This is a genomic window from Lysinibacillus sp. FW12 (assembly GCF_050817245.1).
In the GTDB taxonomy this organism is placed as follows: Bacteria; Bacillota; Bacilli; order Bacillales_A; family Planococcaceae; genus Lysinibacillus; species Lysinibacillus irui.
This window is the reverse complement of sequence record NZ_CP139094.1, coordinates 1,024,463-1,049,979: the sequence shown is the minus strand read 5'-3', so window position 1 is coordinate 1,049,979 and position 25,517 is coordinate 1,024,463. Positions and strand designations below refer to the sequence as shown.

General features: G+C 39.0%; 21 protein-coding genes. 5 read left to right on the top strand and 16 right to left on the bottom strand.

The features are described 5' to 3' along the window. Nucleotides 1–146: 146 nt before the first annotated feature. The 3 genes from SJW71_RS05335 to SJW71_RS05325 form a co-directional block, all read right to left on the bottom strand. On the bottom strand, nucleotides 147–1,931 hold the full coding sequence (locus SJW71_RS05335) for an acyl-CoA dehydrogenase family protein (RefSeq protein WP_274794285.1): 1,785 nt from the start codon (nucleotides 1,929–1,931) through the stop codon (nucleotides 147–149). Between the two features lie 218 nt (nucleotides 1,932–2,149). After that, the gene (locus SJW71_RS05330; RefSeq protein ID WP_274794286.1) at nucleotides 2,150–3,322 is read right to left on the bottom strand and encodes an acetyl-CoA C-acetyltransferase; all 1,173 of its coding nucleotides are present in this window, start codon (nucleotides 3,320–3,322) and stop codon (nucleotides 2,150–2,152) included. A 49-nt stretch (nucleotides 3,323–3,371) separates the two neighbouring features. Continuing rightward, on the bottom strand, nucleotides 3,372–5,756 hold the full coding sequence (locus SJW71_RS05325; RefSeq protein ID WP_274794287.1) for a 3-hydroxyacyl-CoA dehydrogenase/enoyl-CoA hydratase family protein: 2,385 nt from the start codon (nucleotides 5,754–5,756) through the stop codon (nucleotides 3,372–3,374). Between the two features lie 350 nt (nucleotides 5,757–6,106). Here SJW71_RS05325 and SJW71_RS05320 point away from each other — a divergent pair, with 350 nt between their 5' ends. Next, nucleotides 6,107–6,451, top strand: coding sequence for a thioredoxin family protein (locus SJW71_RS05320; RefSeq protein WP_407135159.1), 345 nt, complete (start codon nucleotides 6,107–6,109; stop codon nucleotides 6,449–6,451). Nucleotides 6,452–6,508: 57 nt separating this feature from the next. After that, complete coding sequence (locus tag SJW71_RS05315; protein WP_431811841.1) at nucleotides 6,509–7,012, top strand: C39 family peptidase; 504 nt, start codon at nucleotides 6,509–6,511, stop codon at nucleotides 7,010–7,012. A 55-nt stretch (nucleotides 7,013–7,067) separates the two neighbouring features. Here SJW71_RS05315 and SJW71_RS05310 read toward each other — a convergent pair whose 3' ends face one another. From SJW71_RS05310 to SJW71_RS05275, 8 genes are all read right to left on the bottom strand, one after another. Further along, nucleotides 7,068–7,955, bottom strand: a complete 888-nt coding sequence (locus SJW71_RS05310) for a 5'-3' exonuclease (protein ID WP_431811840.1) — start codon at nucleotides 7,953–7,955, stop codon at nucleotides 7,068–7,070. Between the two features lie 114 nt (nucleotides 7,956–8,069). After that, nucleotides 8,070–9,056 carry an agmatinase family protein gene (locus tag SJW71_RS05305; RefSeq protein WP_274794291.1) on the bottom strand — a complete coding sequence of 329 codons (987 nt, stop codon included), beginning with the start codon at nucleotides 9,054–9,056 and terminating at the stop codon, nucleotides 8,070–8,072. A gap of 1,256 nt (nucleotides 9,057–10,312) precedes the next feature. Then, nucleotides 10,313–11,305, bottom strand: a complete 993-nt coding sequence (locus tag SJW71_RS05300; RefSeq protein WP_431811839.1) for a polysaccharide deacetylase family protein — start codon at nucleotides 11,303–11,305, stop codon at nucleotides 10,313–10,315. 4 nt (nucleotides 11,306–11,309) lie between these two features. Continuing rightward, the gene (locus tag SJW71_RS05295; protein WP_274794294.1) at nucleotides 11,310–12,056 is read right to left on the bottom strand and encodes a hypothetical protein; all 747 of its coding nucleotides are present in this window, start codon (nucleotides 12,054–12,056) and stop codon (nucleotides 11,310–11,312) included. After that, nucleotides 12,037–13,710 carry a GNAT family N-acetyltransferase gene (locus SJW71_RS05290; protein WP_274794295.1) on the bottom strand — a complete coding sequence of 558 codons (1,674 nt, stop codon included), beginning with the start codon at nucleotides 13,708–13,710 and terminating at the stop codon, nucleotides 12,037–12,039. Before SJW71_RS05290 ends, SJW71_RS05295 begins: the two co-directional genes overlap by 20 nt. Before the next feature lies 1 nt (nucleotide 13,711). Next, the gene (locus tag SJW71_RS05285; protein ID WP_322611054.1) at nucleotides 13,712–14,842 is read right to left on the bottom strand and encodes a glycosyltransferase family 4 protein; all 1,131 of its coding nucleotides are present in this window, start codon (nucleotides 14,840–14,842) and stop codon (nucleotides 13,712–13,714) included. A gap of 10 nt (nucleotides 14,843–14,852) precedes the next feature. After that, the gene (locus SJW71_RS05280; RefSeq protein WP_322611055.1) at nucleotides 14,853–15,488 is read right to left on the bottom strand and encodes a sugar transferase; all 636 of its coding nucleotides are present in this window, start codon (nucleotides 15,486–15,488) and stop codon (nucleotides 14,853–14,855) included. 141 nt (nucleotides 15,489–15,629) lie between these two features. Beyond that, complete coding sequence (locus tag SJW71_RS05275; protein ID WP_274794298.1) at nucleotides 15,630–16,079, bottom strand: SACOL1771 family peroxiredoxin; 450 nt, start codon at nucleotides 16,077–16,079, stop codon at nucleotides 15,630–15,632. A gap of 349 nt (nucleotides 16,080–16,428) precedes the next feature. Here SJW71_RS05275 and SJW71_RS05270 point away from each other — a divergent pair, with 349 nt between their 5' ends. After that, the gene (locus tag SJW71_RS05270; protein WP_322611056.1) at nucleotides 16,429–17,076 is read left to right on the top strand and encodes a 3-ketosteroid-delta-1-dehydrogenase; all 648 of its coding nucleotides are present in this window, start codon (nucleotides 16,429–16,431) and stop codon (nucleotides 17,074–17,076) included. Between the two features lie 41 nt (nucleotides 17,077–17,117). Here the strand turns inward: SJW71_RS05270 and SJW71_RS05265 are convergent, their stop codons facing one another. The 3 genes from SJW71_RS05265 to SJW71_RS05255 form a co-directional block, all read right to left on the bottom strand. Further along, complete coding sequence (locus SJW71_RS05265) at nucleotides 17,118–18,773, bottom strand: GNAT family N-acetyltransferase (protein WP_431811838.1); 1,656 nt, start codon at nucleotides 18,771–18,773, stop codon at nucleotides 17,118–17,120. Nucleotides 18,774–18,869: 96 nt separating this feature from the next. Further along, nucleotides 18,870–20,558, bottom strand: coding sequence for an FAD-binding protein (locus SJW71_RS05260; protein WP_312505902.1), 1,689 nt, complete (start codon nucleotides 20,556–20,558; stop codon nucleotides 18,870–18,872). A 133-nt stretch (nucleotides 20,559–20,691) separates the two neighbouring features. Beyond that, entirely contained in the window at nucleotides 20,692–21,831 is a 1,140-nt protein-coding gene (locus tag SJW71_RS05255; protein WP_322605879.1) for a zinc-dependent alcohol dehydrogenase, read from the bottom strand. A 203-nt stretch (nucleotides 21,832–22,034) separates the two neighbouring features. Here SJW71_RS05255 and SJW71_RS05250 point away from each other — a divergent pair, with 203 nt between their 5' ends. Continuing rightward, entirely contained in the window at nucleotides 22,035–22,721 is a 687-nt protein-coding gene (locus SJW71_RS05250) for a ZIP family metal transporter (protein ID WP_407135226.1), read from the top strand. Between the two features lie 40 nt (nucleotides 22,722–22,761). Here SJW71_RS05250 and SJW71_RS05245 read toward each other — a convergent pair whose 3' ends face one another. Continuing rightward, entirely contained in the window at nucleotides 22,762–23,823 is a 1,062-nt protein-coding gene (locus SJW71_RS05245; RefSeq protein ID WP_274794303.1) for an S-layer homology domain-containing protein, read from the bottom strand. 547 nt (nucleotides 23,824–24,370) lie between these two features. On the opposite strand from SJW71_RS05245, the gene SJW71_RS05240 reads away from it, so the two are divergent. Next, the gene (locus SJW71_RS05240) at nucleotides 24,371–25,270 is read left to right on the top strand and encodes a 3-hydroxyacyl-CoA dehydrogenase (RefSeq protein ID WP_431811837.1); all 900 of its coding nucleotides are present in this window, start codon (nucleotides 24,371–24,373) and stop codon (nucleotides 25,268–25,270) included. Nucleotides 25,271–25,323: 53 nt separating this feature from the next. On the opposite strand, the gene SJW71_RS05235 is transcribed toward SJW71_RS05240, so the two are convergent. Continuing rightward, nucleotides 25,324–25,515, bottom strand: a complete 192-nt coding sequence (locus SJW71_RS05235; RefSeq protein ID WP_322611068.1) for a hypothetical protein — start codon at nucleotides 25,513–25,515, stop codon at nucleotides 25,324–25,326. Nucleotides 25,516–25,517: the final 2 nt, after the last annotated feature.

Genomic DNA, 25,517 nt, shown 5'->3' with positions numbered 1-25,517 from the left:
AATGGAGGAACTTCTCTCATTTTCATCAGTCTATCCATCTGTTTTGCTTTTTTATCCGTCACTTTTATGATTCTCTATTTTGCAATTTATTGGTATCGCAAAAACTAGCTACCCAAAAGAGGATAGCTAGTTTGCTACATTGATGATTAAACGATATATTTTTCTGCTTCGATTAATTTTACAGATGCTTCACGTTTTTTCGCAATTAAGTTGTATGGGTTATTGCGAGTTAGCTTACGAAGCGCAGATAATGTCATACGCGCTGCATCACCATCTGCTGAAGCAAGAATTGTATCTTTTGCTTCTTTTTCGATTTCTGCAAATGCTTCTTGGCAGAAGATTTGTGTATAAAGCAATTTTTGATGTGCTTTTTCAGCGCCATCACGAGCAATTGCTTTTTCTGTACGTAAAACAGCCGATTCCATCGCAAATAATTGGTTAGCGATATTCGCAATATTCACTAATACTTCCTGCTCCTGATCAAGCTTTGCACCAAAGCGTTGCGCTGCTAAACCTGCTGCTAATACAGCAATCTTCTTCGCATTTTTCACTAAATATTTTTCTTGAGCAAGTGGCTCTGTACCGATATCTTCTGGCATTAACATTAGAAGCTCTTGCTGTAAGTTTTGGGCAACCTGTAATAGTGGTAACTCACCTTTTAGCGCCTTTTTCATAAATGTGCCTGGTACAATCATGCGGTTAATTTCATTTGTACCTTCAAAAATTCGATTGATACGAGAATCACGATAAATACGCTCAACCTCGTATTCAGCCATAAAGCCATAGCCACCATGTAGCTGTACTGCTTCATCGGCAATGTAATCTAGTGTTTCTGAACCAAACACTTTTGCAATAGAGCATTCAATTGCGTATTCTGCGATAGCACCTGCAATCACTTTTCCTTGCTTTTGCTCTTCAAGGCTTAACTGACTTAAACGATCTTCAAACAGACCAACCGTACGATAATTTAAAGATTCCGATGCATACAGTTGAGAAGCCATTGTTGATAATTTCTCTTTAGTAAGATTGAAATCAGAAAGCTTTGTTTTAAATTGCTGACGTTGGTTTGTGTATTGAATTGCTAACTCTAATGCACGTTTAGAGCCACCAATTGTGCCCACACCCAGCTTATAACGACCAATATTTAAAATATTAAACGCAATTACATGCCCACGGCCAATTTCACCCAATAGATTTTCTACAGGTACTTCCGCATCTTCTAACACTAATGTACGAGTTGATGATGATTTAATCCCCATTTTCTTCTCTTCAGGGCCAACTGAAACGCCGTTGAATGCACGTTCTACGATGAATGCAGAGAATTTATCGCCATCAATTTTCGCGTAGACAACAAACACATCTGCAAAGCCTGCATTGGTAATCCATTGCTTTTCACCATTTAAAATATAATGTGTTCCTGCATCATTAAGCTTCGCAGTTGTTTTTGCTCCAAGGGCATCTGAACCCGAACCTGGTTCTGTTAATGCATAGGCTGCAATTAACTCCCCAGAGGCAAGCTTAGGTAAATATTTTTTCTTTTGATCTTCATTACCGAAAAGAACGATTGGTAATGAGCCAATCCCCACATGAGCGCCATGTGTAATAGAGAACCCACCTGCAACAGACATTTTCTCAGCAATTAAAGCAGAAGAAACTTTGTCTAATCCAAGCCCTTCGTATTCTTCTGGTACATCTGCTCCAAGTAAACCTAATTCGCCTGCACTTTTAAGAAGACGCACTGAATGCTCAAATTCGTGGTGCTCTAAGTTTTCAACTACTGGTAATACTTCATTTGCTACATATTCCTCTGTTGTTTTAGCAATCATTTTATGCTCATCAGTGAAATCTTCTGGTGTAAATACACGATCTAATTCCACATCTTCAATAAGAAATCCGCCGCCTTTAATGAAATCAGTTGTTTTTTCAGTCATGTTTAATTCCTCCCAATGTATCTATTTTGATTGTCTAATCCCCTAATAAGTGACACCTCAGCGCCATAAATTCATCGTCCCTATAAAGAGATAGCTGACGCTTCGATTGCACTCCAAAAACCATGTTTCTTGGCTTAACATATCTATAGAAAAGCTTGATGTATACAATGTTCGGAGGCAACCGTAAACAGTACACCTCAAGCTTATCTAGCAAATTATTAAAGAATTTCAAATACCCCAGCAGCGCCCATACCGCCACCAATACACATTGTTACTACGCCATATTTCTTACCTTGGCGCTTCAATTCATGAATAAGCTTAAGTGTTAAAATGGCTCCTGTTGCACCAAGCGGATGACCTAACGCAATGGCTCCACCATTTACATTGACTTTTTCTTGGTCGATCCCTAAATGACGTACGACCTGTAATGATTGAGAAGCAAATGCTTCATTGATTTCCCATAAATCTATATCCTCTATGGATAAACCTGCGATTTCTAACGCTTTTGGTACAGCAACAATTGGACCAATCCCCATTACTTCGGGCGGTACCCCTCCAACAGCAAAGCCTAAGAATTTTGCCATTGGCGTTAGCCCTTGCTTGACAGCTTCTTCACGGTCCATTACGAGTACAGCAGCAGCACCATCAGAAGTTTGAGAGGCATTACCAGCCGTTACACTACCTTTTACATGGAAAGCTGGACGTAGTTTTGCTAAACCTTCAACAGATGTACCTGGACGTACCCCTTCATCCATACTAAATGTGAATTTTTTCACTTGTGGTTTATTTTGATCATCTACATAATGCTGTTCCACTTCGATTGGTACAATTTCATCATTGAATTTACCTTCTTTAATGGCCTTTTCAGCAAGCTCATGTGAGCGAACAGCAAAAGCATCCTGGTCTTCTCGACTAACATTGTACTGGCGAGCCACTTCCTCAGCTGTATGGCCCATCCCCATATAATATTGTGGAGCCGTTTCAGCTAACGTTGGATTTAGGCGTGGTGTATTTCCCACCATTGGTACCATACTCATAGACTCTACACCACCAGCAAGAATCGCTTTGGAATGTCCGAGCATGATTCGTTCTGCCGCATAGGCAATCGCCTGTAAACCTGACGAACAAAATCGATTAATCGTTAGAGCAGGTGTTGTATCTGGTAACCCAGCAAGTGCACCAATACTACGTGCTACATTCATCCCCTGCTCCGCTTCTGGCATCGCACAGCCTAAGATTAAATCATCAATCGGTCCTTCATAGCCCGCTCTTTTCAATGTTTCTTTGACTACAACAGCACCAAAATCATCTGGTCTCACCGTTGCTAATGAACCTTTTTTTGCTTTTCCTATTGGAGTTCGTGCTCCTGCTACAATAACGGCTTCACGCATCCTATTAATCCCCCTTTGTTTCATGTGCAAGATTGATCTATTTCGTCAATTAATTACGAAGTGGTTTACCTTTTAACAGCATGTGTTGCATTCTTTGCTGTGAAAGTGGATCAGCAACAAGGCTTAGGAACGCCTCACGCTCTAAGTTTAATAAATACTGTTCATCAACTAATGTGCCGTATGGAACCTTACCACCTGCAATAACATAAGCTAATTTTTTAGCAATTTTCAAATCATGTTCACTAATAAAGCCTGACTCAAACATCCCTTGCGCACCGATGAGTAATGTACCGTAACCTGATGCACCGACAACAGGCACTTTTGTAGGTACAGGTGGTTGATAGCCTGCTTCATAAAGCGCTAAAGCCGCCTGCTTTGCATCATATAATTGATGATCTGGGTTAACGGAAATACCATCTGCAAAGTTTAAGAAGTTATTTTCACGTGCTTCTTCGCCAGAAGTTGATACCTTAGCCATCGCAATTGTTTCAAATACTTTATTAGCAATATGTTGATAGTCTACCTCTACGCCATTTGGCAAGCCCTTAAGGAATTTTTGATAAAGCGCTTTATTTCCGCCACCGCCAGGAATTAAACCAACGCCTACTTCCACTAAGCCCATATACGTTTCCATCGTTGCTTGGATATGTGCAGCTGGTAGACAAACCTCTGCTCCACCGCCTAATGTCATCGCAAAAGGTGCTGCCACAACTGGCTTACGGGAATATTTAATTTTTTGCATAGCATCTTGGAATGCCTTAATGACGAAATCTAGCTCGAAGATATTATCATCCTGTGCTTCTACTAAAATCATTCCTAGATTTGCGCCAACGCAGAAGTTTTTCCCTTGGTTACCGATAACTAGGCCCTTGTAGTTAGCCTCTACTTCATCTACTGCAAAGTTAATCATTTGGATAATATCTAAACCAATTGCATTCGATTGTGAATGGAATTCAAGTAATGCGATACCATCCCCTAAGTCTATTAAACTAGCACCTGTATTTGATTTAATGACACCATGCTTTTTCTTATAACGTTTTAAATTAATCTCTTTTTCATTAACTGGCACTTTCACATATTGTGACCCATTGTAATAAGCTAAATCGCCATCAATTTCAGAATAGAATGTCTCAAAACCATTTGCCAGCATCTCTTTAACAAATGCAGGTACATCACGACCTTCTGACTCCATTTTCGCTACAGAGTCTTTTACGCCAAGAGCATCCCAAATTTCAAATGGTCCTTGTTGCCAGCCGAAGCCCCATTTCATGGCATTGTCAATGGCTACGATATCATCCGCAATTTCACCATGTAGCTGAGCAGAATAAATTAATGTTGGTGCAAAAATCCCCCATAATAGCTCACCTGTACGATCCTTCGCATATGTTAATGCTTTGACTTTATTAGCTAAACCTCGCGTTTGTTTTGCCATTTCAATAGAAGGAGTTTTCAACTTTTTCACTGGGCTATAAGTTAAAGTTGTTGGATCAATCTCATGTATGTCCTTACCTTGTTTAAAGAAGAACCCTTGACCAGATTTAGCACCTAGCCAGCCATTCGCGACCATTTTCTGTAAAAACTCTGGTACAGCAAACACCTGCTGCTCCTCACCTGTTGTTTGATCGTAAACATTTTTAGCTACATGAATAAATGTATCTAATCCCACAACATCCAGTGTACGGAAAGTGGCAGATTTCGGACGACCAATAAGTGGACCTGTTACAGAGTCTACTTCACCAACAGAATAACCACCTTTTAACATTTCCTGTAAAGTTATAAGTAAACCATACGTTCCGATACGGTTCGCAATAAAGTTTGGAGTATCCTTTGCTAATACAACACCTTTCCCAAGCACATCTTCCCCAAACGTTTTCATGAAGCTAACTACTTCAGGCGCAGTTGTATTAGCAGGAATCACTTCTAATAGTTTTAAATAGCGAGGAGGATTGAAAAAGTGCGTTCCAAGGAAATGCCTTTTAAAGTCGTCTGAGCGTCCCTCTGCCATTGCGTTAATACTAATTCCTGATGTGTTTGAACTGATAATTGTTCCTGGTTTACGAACAGCATCAATTTTTTCATAGAGACTTTGTTTAATTGGTAAATTTTCAACTACAACTTCGATTATCCAATCTACATCTTTTAGTTTCCCTAGATCGTCTTCAAAGTTGCCAACCGTTAGTAGTGATAAATTTTTCTTAGAAGTAAGTGGTGCTGGCTTTTGCTTTAATAACTTTTGCAAAGCTCCGTTTACAATACGATTTCTTACAGCTGGATGCTCTAAAGAAAGACCCTTTGCCTCTTCCTCTTGCGTCAGTTCCTTCGGTGCAATATCTAATAGTAATGTTGGTATACCGATATTGGCTAAATGTGCTGCAATTCCAGAGCCCATCACCCCAGAACCTAGAACAGCTGCTTTTTTAATGTTGTAAGTCACAAGCAATTCCCCCTTATTCTCCCATTGAATGAATAGCCATTCATTTTTTGGCCAAAAAAATATCAAGTGTACCTTAGTGTTTTTTCCTCCTGTTGTTGGATGAAATTCATTCCAGGCAACTAAGCCCGACTAAGGCTTATCTTCGTTCTTAACTCACTTTTTAATGAATGAAGATAAAACTACTTTTCTGTTTTTAGTGTAGATTATTTTGTCTAATTTAGCAATCTTTTTTCAAGAATTATTTTTGCAATATACATCTTTTTCTGTTTTTTACGAGCTAAAAGCAGACAATAAGTAGCAATCAAAACGGCCAAACAGAAAACTTTCAGGTTAAGAGAAAAATGTGTAGAATGGAAAGCAAGGAGAGTGAATATATAATGAAAACAATTACTACAGCAGATCAATTTAATGAACTAATCGCGGGTGACCAAAAAGTACTAGTGAAATTTTACGCTGGCTGGTGCCCAGATTGCACACGAATGAACATGTTCATCGATCCAATCATTGAAGAGTACAACCAATATGACTGGTATGAGCTAAACCGTGATGAGCTTCCAGAAATTGCAGACAAATATGATGTAATGGGAATCCCAAGCTTATTAATTTTCCAAAACGGTGAAAAACTTGCACATTTACACAGTGCCAATGCAAAAACACCTCAGCAAGTAACAGAATTTTTATCTGCTCAACAATAAAGAGCAAAGAGCTGCATTTCATTTTTGAAATGCAGCTCTTTTTAAAAGGAGATTGTTATGCACAAACAATTAGTTTTACTCGGTACATCACAATATGATACATCGATTGCACCAAGCTATCGTTATTCTGCCTGTGGACCTACTACTATTCACGTTATGTTAAACTTTTTGAACAAATCAGCCCCTTCAATTAATGAGCTCTACAAGCTGCTCGGTGGCACAAAAATTGGCTTATTTAAATGGCGACTTATCCACAATCTCCGTCGACTATATCCAACTTGGGATATTCGAAATTGTTCATTAAAAGAAGCTTTACAGGAGATTGACGCCGGTCGCCCTGTTGCTATGCGTTTTGATCGTTACTTTAGCCTTCAATGGCGAGATAAAAAATCGGCCTTTGCCTATCATTGGGTACCGCTAATTGGCTATGACATAAAAAATGGCGAACTATCGTTAATTTTTCATGATAATGGTAGACCACATCATGAAAGTACTATTCGCCGAGCTTTCTATAAAGATAATGAGAAGGTGTTATCGTTTGTTAAAATTAAACCTCAATAGCGCTTATTTATAAAAAATAAAAAGCAGAGCATATTACTATACTCTGCGTTCATTGTTAAATAAGGGAATACAAGGAGCGTGCGTGCTTGGCGATTAGCGTGTAGCCACTCTCTTCTATTTCTTTAAAGATTTGTGGTTCATAGCTTGGTAACGCTAGACTTGCAAAATTGGCTTCAATTGGTACATTGGTTTGAATAGTTGCAAGCTCATGCGATAATTTTAGCATGTCCAAATTTTCCTGGATTTTTGTGCGTTGTCCTGGTTTTAATTCACCAAGTGATTCAAGAATCTTGTCAATTGAGCCATATGTTTGAATGAGCGTCAATGCTTGCTTCGGACCAATACCCTTGACACCTGGATAACCATCACTAGTATCTCCCATAAAGGCTTTCACCTGTGCAAACTGCGCTGGCTCTATACGATATTCTTCTTTAAAGCGTGTATGTGTATAAATATCGTACTCTGTGTAGCCCTTTTTCGTAAAGGCAATTTCTGTAGAAGGTCTTAAAAGCTGAAGCAAATCTTTATCCCCACTAATAACCGTAATATCGGCCTCATCCTGCCATTTAGTAATCATGGAACCGATTAAATCATCTGCTTCCATACCCTTCACACCGAAATTTTGCCAGCCAATTTGCTGCGATAATTTTTTCGCCACATCAAATTGAGGTAGCATTTCCTCGGGTGGCGCTGGGCGATTTGCTTTATAGCCATCAAATAAATCATTGCGGAATGTATGTGCCCCCATATCCCAGCAAACTGCCATATGCGTTGGCTTCATAATTGATTGTGCTGTTAAAACATGACGTACAAATCCTTGGGCCCCATTCGTCGGCGTCCCATCTGCCAAGCGAATAAAATGCCCCATTGCAGCAGAGGCAAAAAATGAACGGAATAACAGTGCCATACCGTCAACAATCAATAGTTTTGGTTTTGTTGTCATATAATTTCCTCTCTATTACAAATACAAAGTTTGTATAAAATAAAATGTTTCCTATTTTACATTATAACAAACTTTCACTAATCAGCATTGTCAATACACGGAAATACCATTACTTTACGGCGTAACCTTCCCTTTTTTTGAAATACGATTACGGTGATCAAGTTGAATGCCTGTTAACCACTGTAAAAATGCTGTTACCCCAATTTTAACGGTTTCCGGACGTAGCATTCCTTCCTTAGGATCAGCATAAACAAAATCAATATGACGAACTCCTTCATTTTCTCCAATCAGCTTGAGAATATCAAATAATTCGTAGGCCGTTAAGCCACCTGGTGTTGCTGCAGGAACGTCACGAGCAAACATAATATCTAGAGCATCTAAATCTACTGAAACATAAATACGATCTACTTCATACATCAGCTGACGAAGCATTTCACGAATTGTGAGCTGTATACCATCTCGTCGCATTTGCTTTAACGTAATCATATGAATCCCTTGCTCTCTTGCGTAATGAATCATTTCAGGTGAATTGAAAAAGCCATGCAAACCGACATTATACACATGTTTCCCCTCAACAACTCCTGCTGCCATTAACTGATGAATGGGAGAATCTTGTGCTAAACCAACCTCTTCTTGATTCCTTGCATCTAAGTGTGTATCAATCTGAATAATGCCAATCCGATCTTGCGGAAAAGCATTTTTTATACCTCTTAAGGAACAGGCAGTAACCGCATGATCTCCTCCAATCAAACAAGTAAAGCTTTTTTGAAAAGCAATACTTAAATTTTCCGCTGCTGCTTCGATGGCAGATTCAGAAAGCATACGATCTTGTTCATGAATCGCCACATCTCCTATATCCACGACTGACAGCGCACGTAAATTAACCTGTTCATCTAAATTATATGATTGAAAACTAGGCCACACTTTACGAAATTCAGTTGGATATTGCGCTTTTGTTGATCCTCCACTGGCATACGATAAAAGCGCACCATAAATTACAATATCCACATCATTTGGATTCGGATTAGCTTGCTGCTTTATCCATTGATGCATTGCTGATCCATTTTCTTGCTTCCACTGGCATTCCGGTTGAATAAACATTATTCTCTACCACCCTTCATATCTTTTCCATCCAAGTTAAATTGACCTACATAAATTTTTACTTTCCGCAAAATGTCCTACCATAAAATTTCTACTATTATAGTACCATTCGTACATTCATTTTCGTCATTGTTTTACTTTTTTCCTCTTTTCTTTTGAAATTTCTCAATTAGACAACAAAAAAGCAAACTAGAAACCAATCTAGTTTGCTTTCAATAACGAAAGGGTGATTTTCATATTGTGAGTTGGTCTTATATCTTTCATTTAAAGTGAGGAGCACCATAGTTAGGAGCGCTTTGCCCAGATTTTGGAGCGGTTATCTCCTCTTTTGGAGCGGTTTGCCCACACTTTCGAACGGGTATCACAACCTTTGGAGCGCTTTGCTCACACTTTCGAGCGGGTATCACAACCTTTAGAGCGCCTTGCTCACACTTTCGAGCGGGTATCACATCCTTTGGAGCGCCTTGTCCACACTTTGGAGCGGTTACCCCCTCTTTTGGAGCGCTTTGCCCTCACTTTCGAGCGGTTACCTCCTCTTTTGGAGCGCCTTGCCCTCACTTTCGAGCGGTTACCTCCTCTTTTGGAGCGCTTTGCCCTCACTTTAAGCGGTTACCACCTCTTTTGGAGCGCCTTGCCCTCACTTTGAGCGGTTATCTCCTCTTTTGGAGCGCCTTGCTCACACTTTCGAGCGGGTATCACAACCTACCTTTGGAGCGCCTTGCTCACACCTTCGAGCGGTTACCTTCTCTTTTGGAGCGCCTTGCTCACACCTTCAAGCGGTTACCTTCTCTTTTGGAGCGCCTTGCTCACACTTTCGAGCAGTTATCCTCTCTTTTGGAGCGCCTTGCTCACACTTTTGAGCGGTTATCTCCTCTTTTGGAGCGCTTTGTCCTCACCTTCGAGCGGTTATCTCCTCTTTTGGAGCGCCTTGCCCTCACTTTCGAGCGGGTATCACAACCTTTGGAGCGCTTTGCCCTTACTTTCGAGCGGTTACCTTCTCTTTTGGAGCACCTTGTCCACACTTTCGTGCGGTTACCCCCTCTTTTGGAGCGCCTTGCCCTCACTTTCGAGCGGTTACCCCCTCTTTTGGAGCGCCTTGCCCTCACTTTCGAGCGGTTACCTCCTCTTTTGGAGCACCTTGTCCACACTTTCGAGCGGTTACCTTCTCTTTTGGAGCACCTTGTCCACACTTTCGAACGGTTACCTTCTCTTTTGGAGCGCCTTGCCCACACTTTGGAGCGGTTACCTCATCAAAACTATTTCTGCTGTTTAAAGTGGCTTTGGCATAGCTCAGCAACTTCATGCATGGAATAACTTTGAAAATTGTATTGGCTGCGCAACTCTTGATAATAGCGTAATAGCTCTTCCAGCATCGCTAAATTTTTATCAATGTGCTTGCCAAAGTTATGAGGGTGCCACCATAAATGATAAAATGCTTGCGCCTTTGCAGCTTCGAGCATACTTTCCTTAATACGTTTTACTTTTAACCCTTCGAATACACGCAATGGACCACAATAAGGCCTTAAAAAGGCACTTGACCGAATATTAATGAGCTGCGCCTCTTGCATTTCTGCTAGAGTTGCCATATGGTGTCCGGTTAGATTCCAATAGCTATCTAGCCATTTCTTTGCTCCGAAAAGTCTGCCCTTCTTCGTAAACTTTTGAGCTTGATACAATGTATGGTTTTCAGTTCCTCTGTAGCAAATATAGCCAGCTTCTGAACACGCTGATAAATAGTCTTTGTTTATTTGGTTACGTGGAAAGACAATGGATTTCATCGGAGCGATATATCCTTCACTAATTGTTTTTGTAGCATGTAAATCGGCACGAAAAACTGCCTCTGTTTGCCCCTTTTCCAAGCAATAGAAATGGGAGAAGGTATGACTTCCTATTTCCTGATGTGGTGTACGTTTAATATCCTCGATTAAAGATTTACCAAAATGTAAAAGATCCTCTTGTTCATTTTCGCCTACTTTTGCTAGCTGTGTATGTGCAGCAAAGCGCATATTTTCATATTTCACAGGGATACCTCGTAAATAATGAGCCATTTCTGCCTTTGATTCTGCAAACAATAATCCGACTGTAGCCCAAGTCGCATGAATGTCATATTGCTCAAATAACGTTAGTATTCTGGGCAAGGCTTTACGTACACCATATAGGTTTTTATTGTATTGTCCATATCGAAAAACGTCATGGACACCCCAATTTAGCTCAAAATCTAATGAAATAACGAGACCCCCACCATTCATGTTGCTACTTCCTCCATTTTTGTACACCTAATAGCAGTGCACGTATTTTTGATTGGGTGATGTAGCCTGAGTAGACATGGACAATTTGGCCACCAAAGCTTAGTTTAAAGGCTCGTACATTATGACTATTTGTTAATTCACCCATATCATATAAAACAAAACCTTGCTCCTTTAAGTGGAGTAGATTATGCCAGATTAAAAAACGATTGGCATAACGGATCGGTCGTTTTAAATGTGAAGGCATAGCTGATGCATGACAAGTAGCCTCGTAAAAAGACATCGCTCTTTTCTCATGAACAATATCTAATCGATAGCACAGTGTTTGTCCACAAATACTCTGGATCTCGGATAATAATAATGCACCCTGTTCATTTAGGAGCATGAGTGTTTCCATTTGTGACTTGCCAATTGCTTCAAGCTTTTTTCTTTTGGCAAACTGATTGTAGAATTGCTGGAAGGCTCGCAAGTTGTCCATCGAGGGCTCTTTGTACAAAATAACTTGATAAAATTCTTTTTGGGCCCGTCGAAGGATTTTACGATTCCCTTCTGAAAGTGCTAAATATAACGAAAGCTCATGCTCTTGCAAATGAATGTGAACCGTTTCGCTTTTTACAAGCTTTCTGCTAGGTACAAGTGAATGTGTATAGCCTACAACTTTCATTGAGTTTCGAACATTTGCTGGCTTTTCTAGAAGATAAAAATGCTGCATTGCGATATTCCATCGCTTACTTTTAATGGACAGAATGAACATCGCCCCCACTCTCCGTATATTTTTCTACACGATTTCGCTCAAAGCGAGCGAATTTAAAATGTTTCATTCGAGAAATAGGTTTATAGCCTAGCTGTACTAAGCGCTTACGCTTACGCCATTGCCAAAAGCTTGCCGTTACCCATAGTGTTTGTGCCGGTTTTATTTTTCGAAAATAAGCTGTAATAATATCGATTTGTTTGAAAACATCATAGGCTAAAAAATAGGTCTGCTTCGGTAACGGTTCTATAATCCGCAATGAATCGACTCGCCAATTTGTGGCATGTAACGCAAAGGCTGGTTTATTCGTTTCTGCAAAGGAGTCTTTATAAATCGTATATCCCTTATAAAAGAGGGCAATGACTTCCTCCTGATCAAGCTGCATCGCTTCCTGAATCGACATTTCTTCAAATAAGTTACCAACAGGCTGCTGTGGCGATACATCCTCTGAGGGAGTTAATTCATACAGCTCCACTTGTTTCATACGAACAAATTTTTCTACGAATTGTTGTCCATATTCTAGCCAATCTTTTAGCTTTCCATACTTTACTAAAAAACGTAACTGGCCTAGTGAATTACGCTTCCAGTCCACAATTCGCTGATTACTTTTTACGTATTCCTTAAGTCGTTGCTTTAATGATAAAAATCCTGTCAGTAAATTTGTACGTTTCGAACCACTGCTGGCAAGCATATGCCTTGTAAAATCAATGCTAGAGCGCCAGTCAAATTTATAAGGCTCATAGCCAATACTCATATCAAATAGGCGATAATTGGCTGCGAACGTTCGCTGAATGGTTTCCTGATTGACGATACGTCCAGCACCAAATAAATTAAATGTTGGCTCATGTGCAAGAGCGTAAGTTACATAACGCCCCCGACAGCAAAGTCCATATGTGAAACCAATCCACTGATTTTCAAAGACAAGTGCATCGACCTCCACCTGTAAGGCCTCTCCCTTTAGCATTGTTAAACGTTCAAAAAAGTCTCTTTTCTTGCCCTTTGTAAATTCACTTGTATCAAGCTTTTTTGCCCAACGACGATTAAATAATCGAAACATTTGCCAAAGCTCGTCCTGCGATGGAGCACGTCTTTCTAATGAGCCTAAATTTCGTAGCTTTCGTTCGCGTCGATCGACACCATGCATTTTTCGTCGTTGATTGAAATGATGTTGAAAATCTACTTCTGAAAATGCTAGATACGGTGTCACTACACGGAATATGCTTGTACGTAATTGTCTTTCAACAAAATATTGCTCCAAGATTTTAGTAGATGCTTTACTTTCTAATAAGCCATGGAGAGAAAAAACAACGTGTCGATATTTTTTAATCAGCTCATCAAATATAAAGGTCGCTGCTTGGAGTAACCACTGTTGTTTAGCGACTATCCCGGTATAGTTAGCAATCTGTTTACCTGCAAATGTATACACCCTTATTCCCCATCGAATAGACACCGTAAAGGGGAAAAAGGCGATGATTGTCCCCTCATGTTCAATGGCATAAAGCTCTACACGTTCTTTACGTCCAACAATTTGCCACCAATTATAAAACCAAGCAAATTCTATAAATGGGTTATCATTGTCCTCTGCTTCTAAAATGGCATCCCAAATTTCCTTGTACCACATAAGCTCATCATCAGTTCTAATGCGAATTAATTGCAATTTAATCCCCTTTCTTCGCTAGTTCTGAAACAGCTTGCTGATAGACCATTATTGTTTTTTGATACATAGGGGTAAACGTGAAATACTGCAAATAACGGCATTCACTTACATTCCCCATTTGTTGCCTTAAATCGGCATCTATTATTAGTTGGTGTAGCCTCTGCTTTAATAATTCAAAATTATCTCGTTCTACTAAAAATCCATTACCATGATCTTCTACAAGCTCTTTTACACCACCTACATTTGTTGCAATAATAGGGAGACCTACACGCATCGCTTCAATAATAGAAATCGGCAAGCCTTCCCAATCTGACAACAAGACAAAAATGTGGCTTTTCTCAAGATAAGAATGGACATCTAATTGATTGCCTAAAAATGTTATACGTGCTGTTAAACCAGACTGTTCAACAAGTTTTTCTAAGTCAGAACGTAGTGAACCATCTCCAATTAGTTGAAGATGCCATGGAATATGCGTCAGCTCCGCCAAAGCCTTGAGTAAGATATCCTGCCTTTTTGGCACTTCAAAACGAGCAACCATAACAATGATTGGCTGCTCCAAAAATGTTCTTTCAGTTGTTGTCCTTTTCTCTATTAGATCAATGCCATTATGAATTGTCAGTAATTTATGTGCAGGAGCCACCTCCTTCATTAGTGCTAATTCTCGATCGTATTCGGATACCGTAATAATTTTTGTAGTAAATAGCTGAACAGATTTTTCCATCCGATGGTATAGCAGCTTTTTCTTTTGTGGAACACCTTCTGTAAAACTCCAGCTATGTGCTGTAAAGATAGTTGGAATTCCTAGTAAACTACCAACTATACGACCTATGATACCTGCCTTGGATGAATGGGTGGCTACTACATCTGGTTGTATTCGTTTAAAGACAGCTCTTAATTGCCAGAATGATCGAAAGTCTTTCGCTAAATGAATCGCTCGTTGTAAGGAAGGTATATTGATGACGGGAATTTGCAGTTCTTGCAAGCTCCACAGTGATGGCTGATAGGAGCCCGTTACAACTGTCACCTCATGTCCATCTTGTTGTAATTGGATAGAAAGTGCCTCCACATGTTTTTGAGCACCTCCGACCTTATCCATTCTTGTAATAAGCTGAACTATTTTCAGTACTGCCACTCCTTATTTTTTAATAAGCACCCGTTCTTGCTACGATGACATAAATAGTCTTCAACATAATTTGAATATCCATCCAAAAGGAGAAATTTTCAACATATTCAATGTCATACGAGATTTTTTGTCCATGTGATATATTCGATCTACCATTTATTTGAGCAAGCCCCGTCAATCCTGGCTTTACCTCCAGTCGCCGAGCTTGTAAAGAGTTATAAGCATTTGTAATCGTTGGAACTTCCGGGCGTGGACCTACAATGCTCATATCACCCTTTAGCACATTTAAAAGTTGTGGGATTTCATCAATACTTAGCTTTCGAAGGATAGCGCCCACTTTTGTGATACGTGTATCTTGATTCGTTTTAAAGTAATAATCATCAGGGATACCATTAGCACAAATAGTCGGCATATTTACTGGAACTGCCTGAATACACATTGTTCGTAGCTTCCAAATCACAAAGCGGTGATGATCGAGGCCAGTTCGTATTTGTTTGAAGAAAATGGGGCGACCCGTTGTCATGAGTAAAATGAGAAAGACTATTAGCATAAGAGGAATCGTTATAAAAAGTAAAATTAAAGCCCCAATAATATCAACTATTCTTTTGCCGTACTGACCATAGAATGTGAGATTCTGAGCTGTCTGAACGTGCAATACATCATCCTTTGCATTTTTTTAGCACTTAACACTATATATTCATTTTGTACATTTCTAGAACTAGTATAGAAAAAGTGCTCCCTTTAAGAAAAAAAGAGTTATGTCAGCGTCATATGCTGAATAACTCTTTTTGCCGTATTATATGCTTGCTTCTAAAATTTGAACATCACATTCAATCAAAACATTCCCCTTCACCGCTTTACTTATCATACAAGTCTGTTCCGCCTTGTGTGCTAAGCGCTCTATTCTTTTTGCAAGATGTTCCGATAGCTCTTGGACAACAATCGTTGGTTTATGGACAATTTTTTCATAAGTAAAAACGCCATTTTCTACGCTTACAAACCCATGAGCCTGCATGGATAAAGACATCACATCTATTTCCGATCTTTCAAGCAGAGCAGCTAAGGTGATTAAATAACAGGTTGCCGCTGCACCTAAAAGCATTTCATCTGGATTTGTACCAATCCCTGGACCATTCATTTCCTGAGGAATAGATATTTGCGTTTGTAAATTGCTTGATGTTATGTTCCCTGTCCCATTTCTTCCATCCGCCCAAGTTAAATCCATTGTAAATTTATGCTGAACCATCGTTTATATCCTCCTTTATTTTTGGCTAAGAAAAATGCGAAATATTTATCGTAAGGCAAGCAAGGCGTAGCTTAAAGCCTTTGCTTTCTTTAACTCTACCACATTTTCAACGTGATGCTTGAAATCAAAAATTGCGTTGAGTACTTCGAACAGCCACCAGTAACTTCAAGTGCAGTTTGAATCCCTAGCAAAACATTCAACCTCACTGTGTTTCGAAAGAACCATTGCCATAGCTCCACTATTAGGGGTGATTTCCTTTATCGTACAAAATCAACCATTATTTTACGAAAAACAATGTGATAATTTTTATGGTAGAATAGAATAAATAATTCTTTAGGAGATTTTCAAAATGATTTTAACAAAGCAAGAAGCAATACAAGCATTAAAAAAGAACAAGTTCATCGGTTTTACGATTACAACAGGAAATATTATTATGAAAAAGATTAATAAAACCGATTATAATATTTTTGTCTTTGAAGAAGGGAAAGAAAAACCTTTACGTTATGTTGGTTCTATTATGAACGTAATGGCGACAATGAGTGATAAAGCCTCAAATAAAGACTTTTTCATTGTTGAACAGTTACCATCAGAAAATAGTGCTGTAGAAGCTCAAACTACTGAACATGAGGCAACAACAGAAGAAAAAGTAACACCTGTTAAGGAAAAAGAAGAAACTGTTGCTGAAGAAAAAGAAGATATTGTTGTTGAAGAAAATGAGGAAAGCCGTGCTATCGCTGGCTATGAAGGATTATATGAAATGACGACAAGTGGTCGAATTATTACGGTCCGTGAAAACCGTGCGTTAGCTCGTTGTAATGATGAGTACGGCTTCCATATTGCACGCTTGACGAAGGATGGCAAAGCAACTAGTCATAATGTTTTTGAACTTTGGAAACAAACATTCCCAGAACTAGAGCAAACTCATTTTAAAGGTGCTTTAAAAGCAAAATATGGTACAGGCTGTAAGCTAATCGATAAACCTGGTATCCACTTTTAATCATGAAACACCCTCAGCTTTTTTGCTGAGGGTGTTGTCGTTTAGAATTGATATATTTTTCGCCATTTGAACAATTGTAAGATACTGATTTTCTCCACTTTACGGAAACCCGCTTGTACCAACTTTCGCCTTCTTTTTCTATCAAACCACGGGGCAATCGTACAAACGGCTCTTCCTTCTCTCTGGACATCAGCAATGATATCAACGAGTTGCTGACTGTCATACTCTCTTATATACGACATATTATCTGCTAGCTCATAGGAATAGTTAGCAGCTTCTTCAGATGCTATTTTATCATGCCTCTTATATATAATTTGATCACCATTTCCCAAAAGTCGATAGCCCCTATAGAAACTTGAAACATAGTTTGCTCGCTCATGCATCTCCGTAATATCCTTCATTGATACTTCTTGAAAGTTCACTTGCCCGAAAGCATATTTTTGTTCTGCTATATAAACATCTAAAATATGTACTGCTAAAAATCGTTGTATTATCCTAACTGAAGCTCTTAACCAATCTTTTATTTTCGCGTGCTTCACAAAATATCGTAGTTCTCCTAAACGGTCCCGCTTCCATTTCACGAGCTGATGATTATTCGTTAACTGACCTTTTAAGCGATCTCGTAAGACCATCCAGGATCGAAGTACACGCTCTTTTGTTCCTTTCGTACTCATAACAAATTTTCTTGTAAAATCAATATGGGTATACCATTCAAACTTGTATGGCTCATAGCCACTTCCTAGATCATAATAACGATAGCCTACATCATGTGCTTTTAACATATTTTCTTTTTCAATAATGCGGCCTGGGCCAAATAGATTGAAGTCAGGCTCATGTCCCATTGCCAGACAAAAATTACGCTCTCTACAGCAAAGGTCAATCGTAAACGCAATCCACCGGCCTTCAAATTGCAGGCTGTCCACCTCTACTCGCAATGCCTTATCGGAGACCTTGGCCAATCGCTCGTAGAACAATCGAGTCTGATTTTCTGTAAAACCACTTTTATCAATTTTCTTTTGCCACCTTCTCGTAAATAACGTAAACATGTCTTGTAAATGATGGTGATTTGCTTCTTGAAATGCTACATGACCAAGTAACTTTAATTTATTTTCCCGGCGCTTCAAACTTTTGAATTTTTTTCGATGCTTCTGCAAAAAATTATCAAGTGTGATTGATTGAAAATCTATATAAGGCGTGACAGTCCGAAAAATGGAATGTGGCATCTGATATTCTATTGCAAATTTTTCTAATTCTTGAGAGGTATTTTTACTTTCTAACAATCCATGTAACACCATTAAATAACGCCTGTATTTTTTTGAAAGCTCCTTCAGCATAAAGTCAATGGAACGTTCAAGCCAATTCTTTTCAGCGACTACTTCCATATAAGTCGCAAACCCTTGTCCCAAAAAGCCAAAATGATGCACCTTACCAAACCGTACTGTATGCACTAACGGAAAAAAGGCAACTGCTACTCCTTGATATTCGACTACATAAATCTCAACATTGTCATGAGTCCCTAATGTTGTCCACCAAGTTGAGACCCACTCGTACTCAATAAAAGGATTATCATTGTGCTCTCTTTCGAGTATTGTTGACCAAGTACTTCGATAGGGCTCTAATGCTTCAATAGTCGTGATAAGTTTATACGTAAGCAATTTACTATATCGCTCCTTTTTTCCATTATCATCGCCATACATGTTGTAGCCACTATATTCTTAGCAAAAAAATATTAGAACATTTCATCCACATGAAAGCCCTTCCTTATCACAGTCATAGGAAGGGCTTAGTCAACTTTATATTTTTACAAGTGGTACTTCTTCTTTTTTTACGGTGTTAGCCATATGTGTAGTCGCCACAAAGCTTAATGTCATACCAGGCCCAATCGTAGCACCCGGTCCAGGATACGTTTCTCCCATGATCGACGCTGAACAATTACCTGAAGCATATAATCCTTCGATTGGTTCGCCATCTGCCTTAATAACCCGAGCATGTTCATCCACTACCAAGCCTCCCTTTGTGCCAATATCGCCTGGATATATACGTAATGCATAGAAAGGAGCTTTTTTGATCTCTGCTAAATTTGGATTTGGCAATGTTGGGTCCCCATAGTAATTATCATAGGCACTATCACCACGATAAAAATCATCATCATGACCATTTCGGGCAAAGTCATTAAAACGATTTACTGTCTCTATTAGACTTTCAGGCAGCACATCCATTTTTCTAGCAAGTTCTTCAATGGACTCTGCACTTTTCACGATGCCATGATCAAACCAGCTTTTTGGGAAGGCTTGTCCTGGGAACAGACCTGTAAAAATATAACGGCTTTTAGCAGAGGCATCAATGACTATCCATGAAGGAACAGCCTGTTGCGTGGTCTTTTGATGCTCGTACATGGTATCTACAAATTCATGATAAGGAGCCGCTTCGTTCACAAAACGCTGTCCTGCGCTATCTACAACAATCATATTTGGTACGCCCCTGTCCGCTACTAGGAAGAAGGGTTGTCCTTGTGGATCAATAACAGAAGGCGCTCCCCACACTTTATCCATTAAATCTAATGTAGCGCCAATTTTTACACCTGGTTCTATAACGTCACCTGTTTGTCCCTCTGGTGAAGAAGTCCATGCAGCGTTCGTTGGGCTTGGTAAATATTGTTCTCGAAGTGCTTGGTTGTGTGAAAAGCCGCCTGATGAAAGAACAACACCTTTCTTTGCCTCAATTCGCAGCTCTTGTCCATCTCGTTCCACAATGATCCCCATCACTCGACCCTTATCCATCATAAAATCTTTAAAGGCCGTTGATAGCCAAAGCTCACCATTTGCCTCCGCTAGCGATAGTCGTAAACGTGCTACTAAAGCTTCACCTAACGCAACTGGCTCACTTTTTGTCACCTTTGATTTTACTAGGCGCATGCCTAATTTCAGTGCAGTTGTTTTACCTTTTAACGTCCGTGTTATCATATTAACTTTATGAAACTCATAGCTATTCATTGTAAAGCCCTTAGTTGATAGAGTTGCTCGACGCATAGTATGCGCTAAAGAGCCCATTTTCGTTAAATCGAAAATTAGTGGTTCAATGGAACGTCCCTGAGACAAGCCCCCTGGTTTTTCTGGATAGTAGTCCGAGTAACCTTTTGCATATTGGAAACGCATATGCTTAGTTTTATTGTATAAAAATCGCAACATTTCTGGGCCTCTTGTAATATAGGCCTCCTTTAAAGCTTCAGGCACTCGATCACCAACTGTTGAATCTAAATATTGGCGTGCAAGTTCATGTGTATCTGGAACACCTGCACCTTTAATAACATGATTATTCGGAATCCATAAGGCACCGCCTGAAATAGCAGAAGCACCACCATAGCGATCCGTTTTTTCAATTACTAATGATTTCAAACCTTGTAACTTTGCTGTTAAACCTGCTGTCAATCCCGCAGCTCCAGAGCCTACTACAACTACATCATAACTTGCATCCCATTTCATTCAACCATTCCTCCCTTAATGAGCTAAATCGATGAATCTGGTCTTCCTATTAGAAAGTATAGAATTAAACTAATATTCAGTCAATTTTTCCATCCCAACATTACACACAAAAAAAGGAGCGTCGACGCTCCCTTTAAGGTTTTAAAATCACTTTAATACAGTTATCTTCACGGTTACTAAATAGTTGATAGGCTTTACTTGCTTCCTCTAATGGTAGCTTATGTGTAATTATGTCAGTCGGATCAAACTTTCCTGCAGTGATTAAATCAAATAATTTTGGCATGAGATGAATAACAGGTGCCTGGCCCATTTTTAGAGATATATTACGTTCAAACAGATGTCCTAATGGAAATTGATTGTACTTAGCGCCATAAACACCTGTAATTTGGATTGTGCCAAATTTGCGTACTGCATCCATTGCAATTCGCAGTGGGCTTAATGTTCCTCCCTGTACTTTCATTTTTTGTCCGATAGCTTCTAAAGGTGTTTTTTTCCCATCCATACCAACGCAATCAATGACAACATCTGCTCCACCTTTCGTTATTTCACGAATATAAAAAGCCACTTCATCGTAATCGTCTAAATTAATAATTTCAACATTGTTCATTTTTTTCGCGTGGGCTAAGCGATAGCTAATATAATCAACAGCAATTACTCGCTTTGCACCCTTCATCCATGCAAATTTCTGTGTCAATAAGCCCACTGGTCCACAACCTAACACCACCACTGTATCGCCCTTTTTAACTCCCGCATTTTCCACACTCCAATAGGCAGTTGGTACAATGTCCGATAAAAATAAAAGTGCTTCATCCTCTAGCTCACAAGAGTCAGGAATGACAAAGGGCATAAAATTGCCATAGGGAACATGTAAAAATTCAGCTTGTCCACCAGGATAATTACCATAACGCTGGGTAAAGCCTACGTACCCTCCTGAATCTACTCCAAGATTGTCATTGGAATGATCACATTGACTTTCCATAGCATTGTTACAATAAAAGCAATCTCCGCACGATACATTAAAAGGTAGGATTACACGGTCCCCCTTTTTCACCTTGGTCACATCTGACCCCACTTCTTCTACAATGCCCATTGGCTCATGTCCAATCACATAATCTTTATACGTAGGAATAGCTCCCTGGTAAATATGCAAATCTGAACCACAAATGGCTGTCGAGGTAATACGGACAATGATATCATCCTTCTTTTTAATAGCTGGGTCCTCTACATTTTTAACTTGAATGTCTTTAATCCCTTGATATGTTACTGCCTTCATGTCAACATCTCCCTTTTACAAATTATCAAGCATCGATTCTGACACTATTCTCTCCTTCTCTACCCGACAGTATGCACAACAAACTTCCTTTATAGATTGTATACAGCCAAGTGGACAGAAAGCATAATCGTTTCTAGTTAGCATATATTTGGTAAAACAGCTTTTAGTTTAAGATAGGGCGGAGGAATTTACAGGTGAGTGCAATGATTCTTGGTGGATTTCTATTTTTTAGTGTGAGCATAGGAGGCGCGATTGCCTGGATTTTCTCTAAGCTATTTCAGCATACAACGCAAGGGCTATCTTTATTATGCGGGGGTTTTTTAGTCGGCTTACTGGTGCTAGATATCATCCCTTCTTCCTTTCAAATCTATCAGTCTTTCGGAGTCATTCTTGGTATTTTTATTGGTTACTTCATCTTTCAGTTATTAGATACCCTATTTCATGCTTCCCATGCACAAAATCCCTCAGTCTCTCTATTAACACTAGCTATGATTATCCATACTATTCCTATTAGTCTCACCGTCGGCAATTTACTAGGAAACGCTGCATTAAGTATTTCGCTCACTGCGTCCATCATTCTTCATCATGTGCCAGAAGGTTTTGCTCTATCGACTGCACTCATTTCACAGGGTGAAAGGCTTTGGAGACTTTTTATTTATTTCTTTTTCTTCTCTATTTTCTTTAGTCTTTTCATTTGGCTTGGACAATATTGGGCCTTAACCGAAAAGGCACAGGGCATTTTAATGGGGATTTCCATTGGATTGATTGCGACGGCCAGTATTTCTGAATTCATTTTGCATCAAATCCAAAAAGTCTCCTTCCGATCATTTTTTATGTATCTTTTCTTAGGCTATTTTCTCAGCTATATTTTCCATATTCTCGTTGAATAAAAAGGGGTGTCTCTATGGATATGAGACACCCCCTTTCCTATTAAGCTTCTTCACTCAATAGCAATAAAGTCATTGTTAAAATTTTTGAAACCTCTGCACGAGTTAGATTGCCTTTTGGATTAAATTTGCCATTCGTGCCATTTAATATTCCTAAATGCTGCAATAGACCAATAGCTTCTACTGTTTCTTTACGCATTTGGTTTTTATCTGTAAATGTGTTGTTTTTACTTACTTGAGATAGGTCAACTTCCATTGCTGTTAAGTACCTAGCAGTGATATAGGCCATTTCTTCGCGTGTAACAGGCTTTTTCGGCTGGAATTTGTCGCCGTCGAAAATATCTATTAAACCATATTCTTCAAGTATAGCTACTTCCTTTGCACCCCAGAAACCATTCAGATCCGTATAAGAAGCAGGACCCTCATAATCTTCATTCACATTTAAGCCAGAGGCACGGAAAATAATAGCTGCCAGTTCTCCACGAGTCACTTGACCATTTGGATTAAACGAAGTTGCCGTTGTGCCATTAATAATGTCTGTTTGATAGAGCAACTGGATATAGCTCTCAGCCCAATGCCCAATAGCATCCTTGAAATAACCACCTGGTTTTAACTCAACATCTGCACGACCAAAAACCATGATCATCCCATTTAAATCTTCAGCACTAACCGCTTCCCATTTACCAGCAGTATAGATTTCACTCTTGAAGCCATTTCCAGTTTGTGTGATTTTTATTTGGATGGCATTCCCGAATATTTTCTTAAATTCCTCATAGTTTTCCTTAAATTCTTTTTCTCCCTCAGGATAAAGATTTGTACCATCTTTGTAGGATTGAAGAATCGCCTCTAACGAAACCTTTACCGTAATACTATTTTTTGTTGTAACAATCGTTACCTCATTATTTTCAAAGCCTATTTTAGATAGCAGCAACATTTTATAAACATCTTGATAAGACATGGCTTGTAATTGATTAGTGGCTGCAACAGCTTGCTTTGGATGGATGATACTTGCCACATCCACAGCTTCCTGTGCATATGCCTGCCCGCCAAATCCTCCTGTAAAACATGCAATACTTAGTGCTCCAGCTAACATTATTTTTTTCACTGTTCTTCCCCCTTAGATTCATAAAATCAGTGTACTAAAACAACAGTTTGTAAATCTATAATAAAATGTAAATTATGCAAGAATTATATAAAAGACCTATTTTTCACATATTAGCATTTTACTACTTCAATTTTTCAATTCGGAAGGAGTCCAACAAAGAAATACGATAATTTTTTATTGCTATAAGAGAAATTCACTCAATTTATAATAAAACATGTCGCTTTACATGATACAAATGTAACCTAAATTTATGAGTAGGTATAAAGTAGAGGAATGCCCTTTATTTAGTAAATAAGTACTTGCATACGCAAAGCAGCTCTTAACAGTATTGATATGGTCAGATATTGACTTAACAATTACGTTATATTTCTCTATTAATGGGTACATACTTGAAAAGGAACATCATTAAAAATTTTATATCTATATAATATCAGGGGCTATCATTTGATTTTTATTCGAGGGTAGAAGTAGTATGGAATTGTAACAAAGGAATATCTACATATCCCAACTATTATATTAATGTAACAATTTCGAAGGAGGAATTTCGATGAATTATCAAAACATTACGGTTGCAGGTAGTGGTGTATTAGGAAGTCAAATTGCTTATCAGTCTGCGTTCAAAGGGTTTAATGTAACAGTTTACGACATTAACGATGAGGCTCTAACAAATGCACAGGACCGAATCACAAAATTAAAACCATTGTATCAACAAGACTTAGGTGCAACTCAAGAAGAAGTGGATGCTGCCTATGCACGTCTTACTTTCAATAGTGACTTGGCTCAAGCCGTTGCCAATGCTGATCTTGTTATTGAAGCCATTCCTGAAGTTGTTAGCATCAAAACAGAATTTTACACAAATCTTGGTAAAGTAGCGCCAGCAAAAACAATCTTTGCGACAAACTCATCTACTTTATTACCAAGCCAATTTGCCGAAGCTACTGGCCGTCCTGAGAAATTTTTAGCGCTTCACTTTGCTAATACGATTTGGAAAAACAATACAGCTGAAATTATGAAACACCCAGGTACAGATATGAAGGTGTTTGATGAGATTGTTGAATTTGCACGTGCAATCGGTATGGTACCACTGCCATTATATAAAGAACAACCTGGCTATATTTTAAACTCATTGCTTGTGCCATTTTTAGATGCAGCTGAATCTTTACTTGTAAAAGAAGTGGCTGATCCAGAAACAATTGATAAAACATGGATGATTGGTACAGGCGCTCCACTTGGACCATTTGCTATCCTAGACATCGTTGGCATTAACACTGCTTATAACATTGTGGAAGCGAAAGCAACTGCTACTGGTGATGACAACATGAAAAAATTGGCAAACCTCTTAAAAACAGAGTATATCGAAAAAGGCAAACTTGGCCGTGCAACAGGTGAAGGCTTCTACACATATCCAAACCCAAGCTTTGCAAAACCAGATTTTCTAAAAGGCTAATAATTCGAAAGAGCAACTGTCCCAAAAGGATCATTGCTCTTTTTCCTTTTAGTTTATATAAAAAAATCCCAAAAACTAGGTGTATCATTAAATTCTTGCGTTGCCAGCTTTTCAATAATTTTTAATTTGATCTCCTGTTCCAAGTCCTCTCTTTCCTGATAGCTTGTTTGGTGAAGACATTGCTTAATTTTTGGTGTAAAGTTCTCGATGATCATTAACGTTTCCTCATTGTAGTTGTTTTCCATTC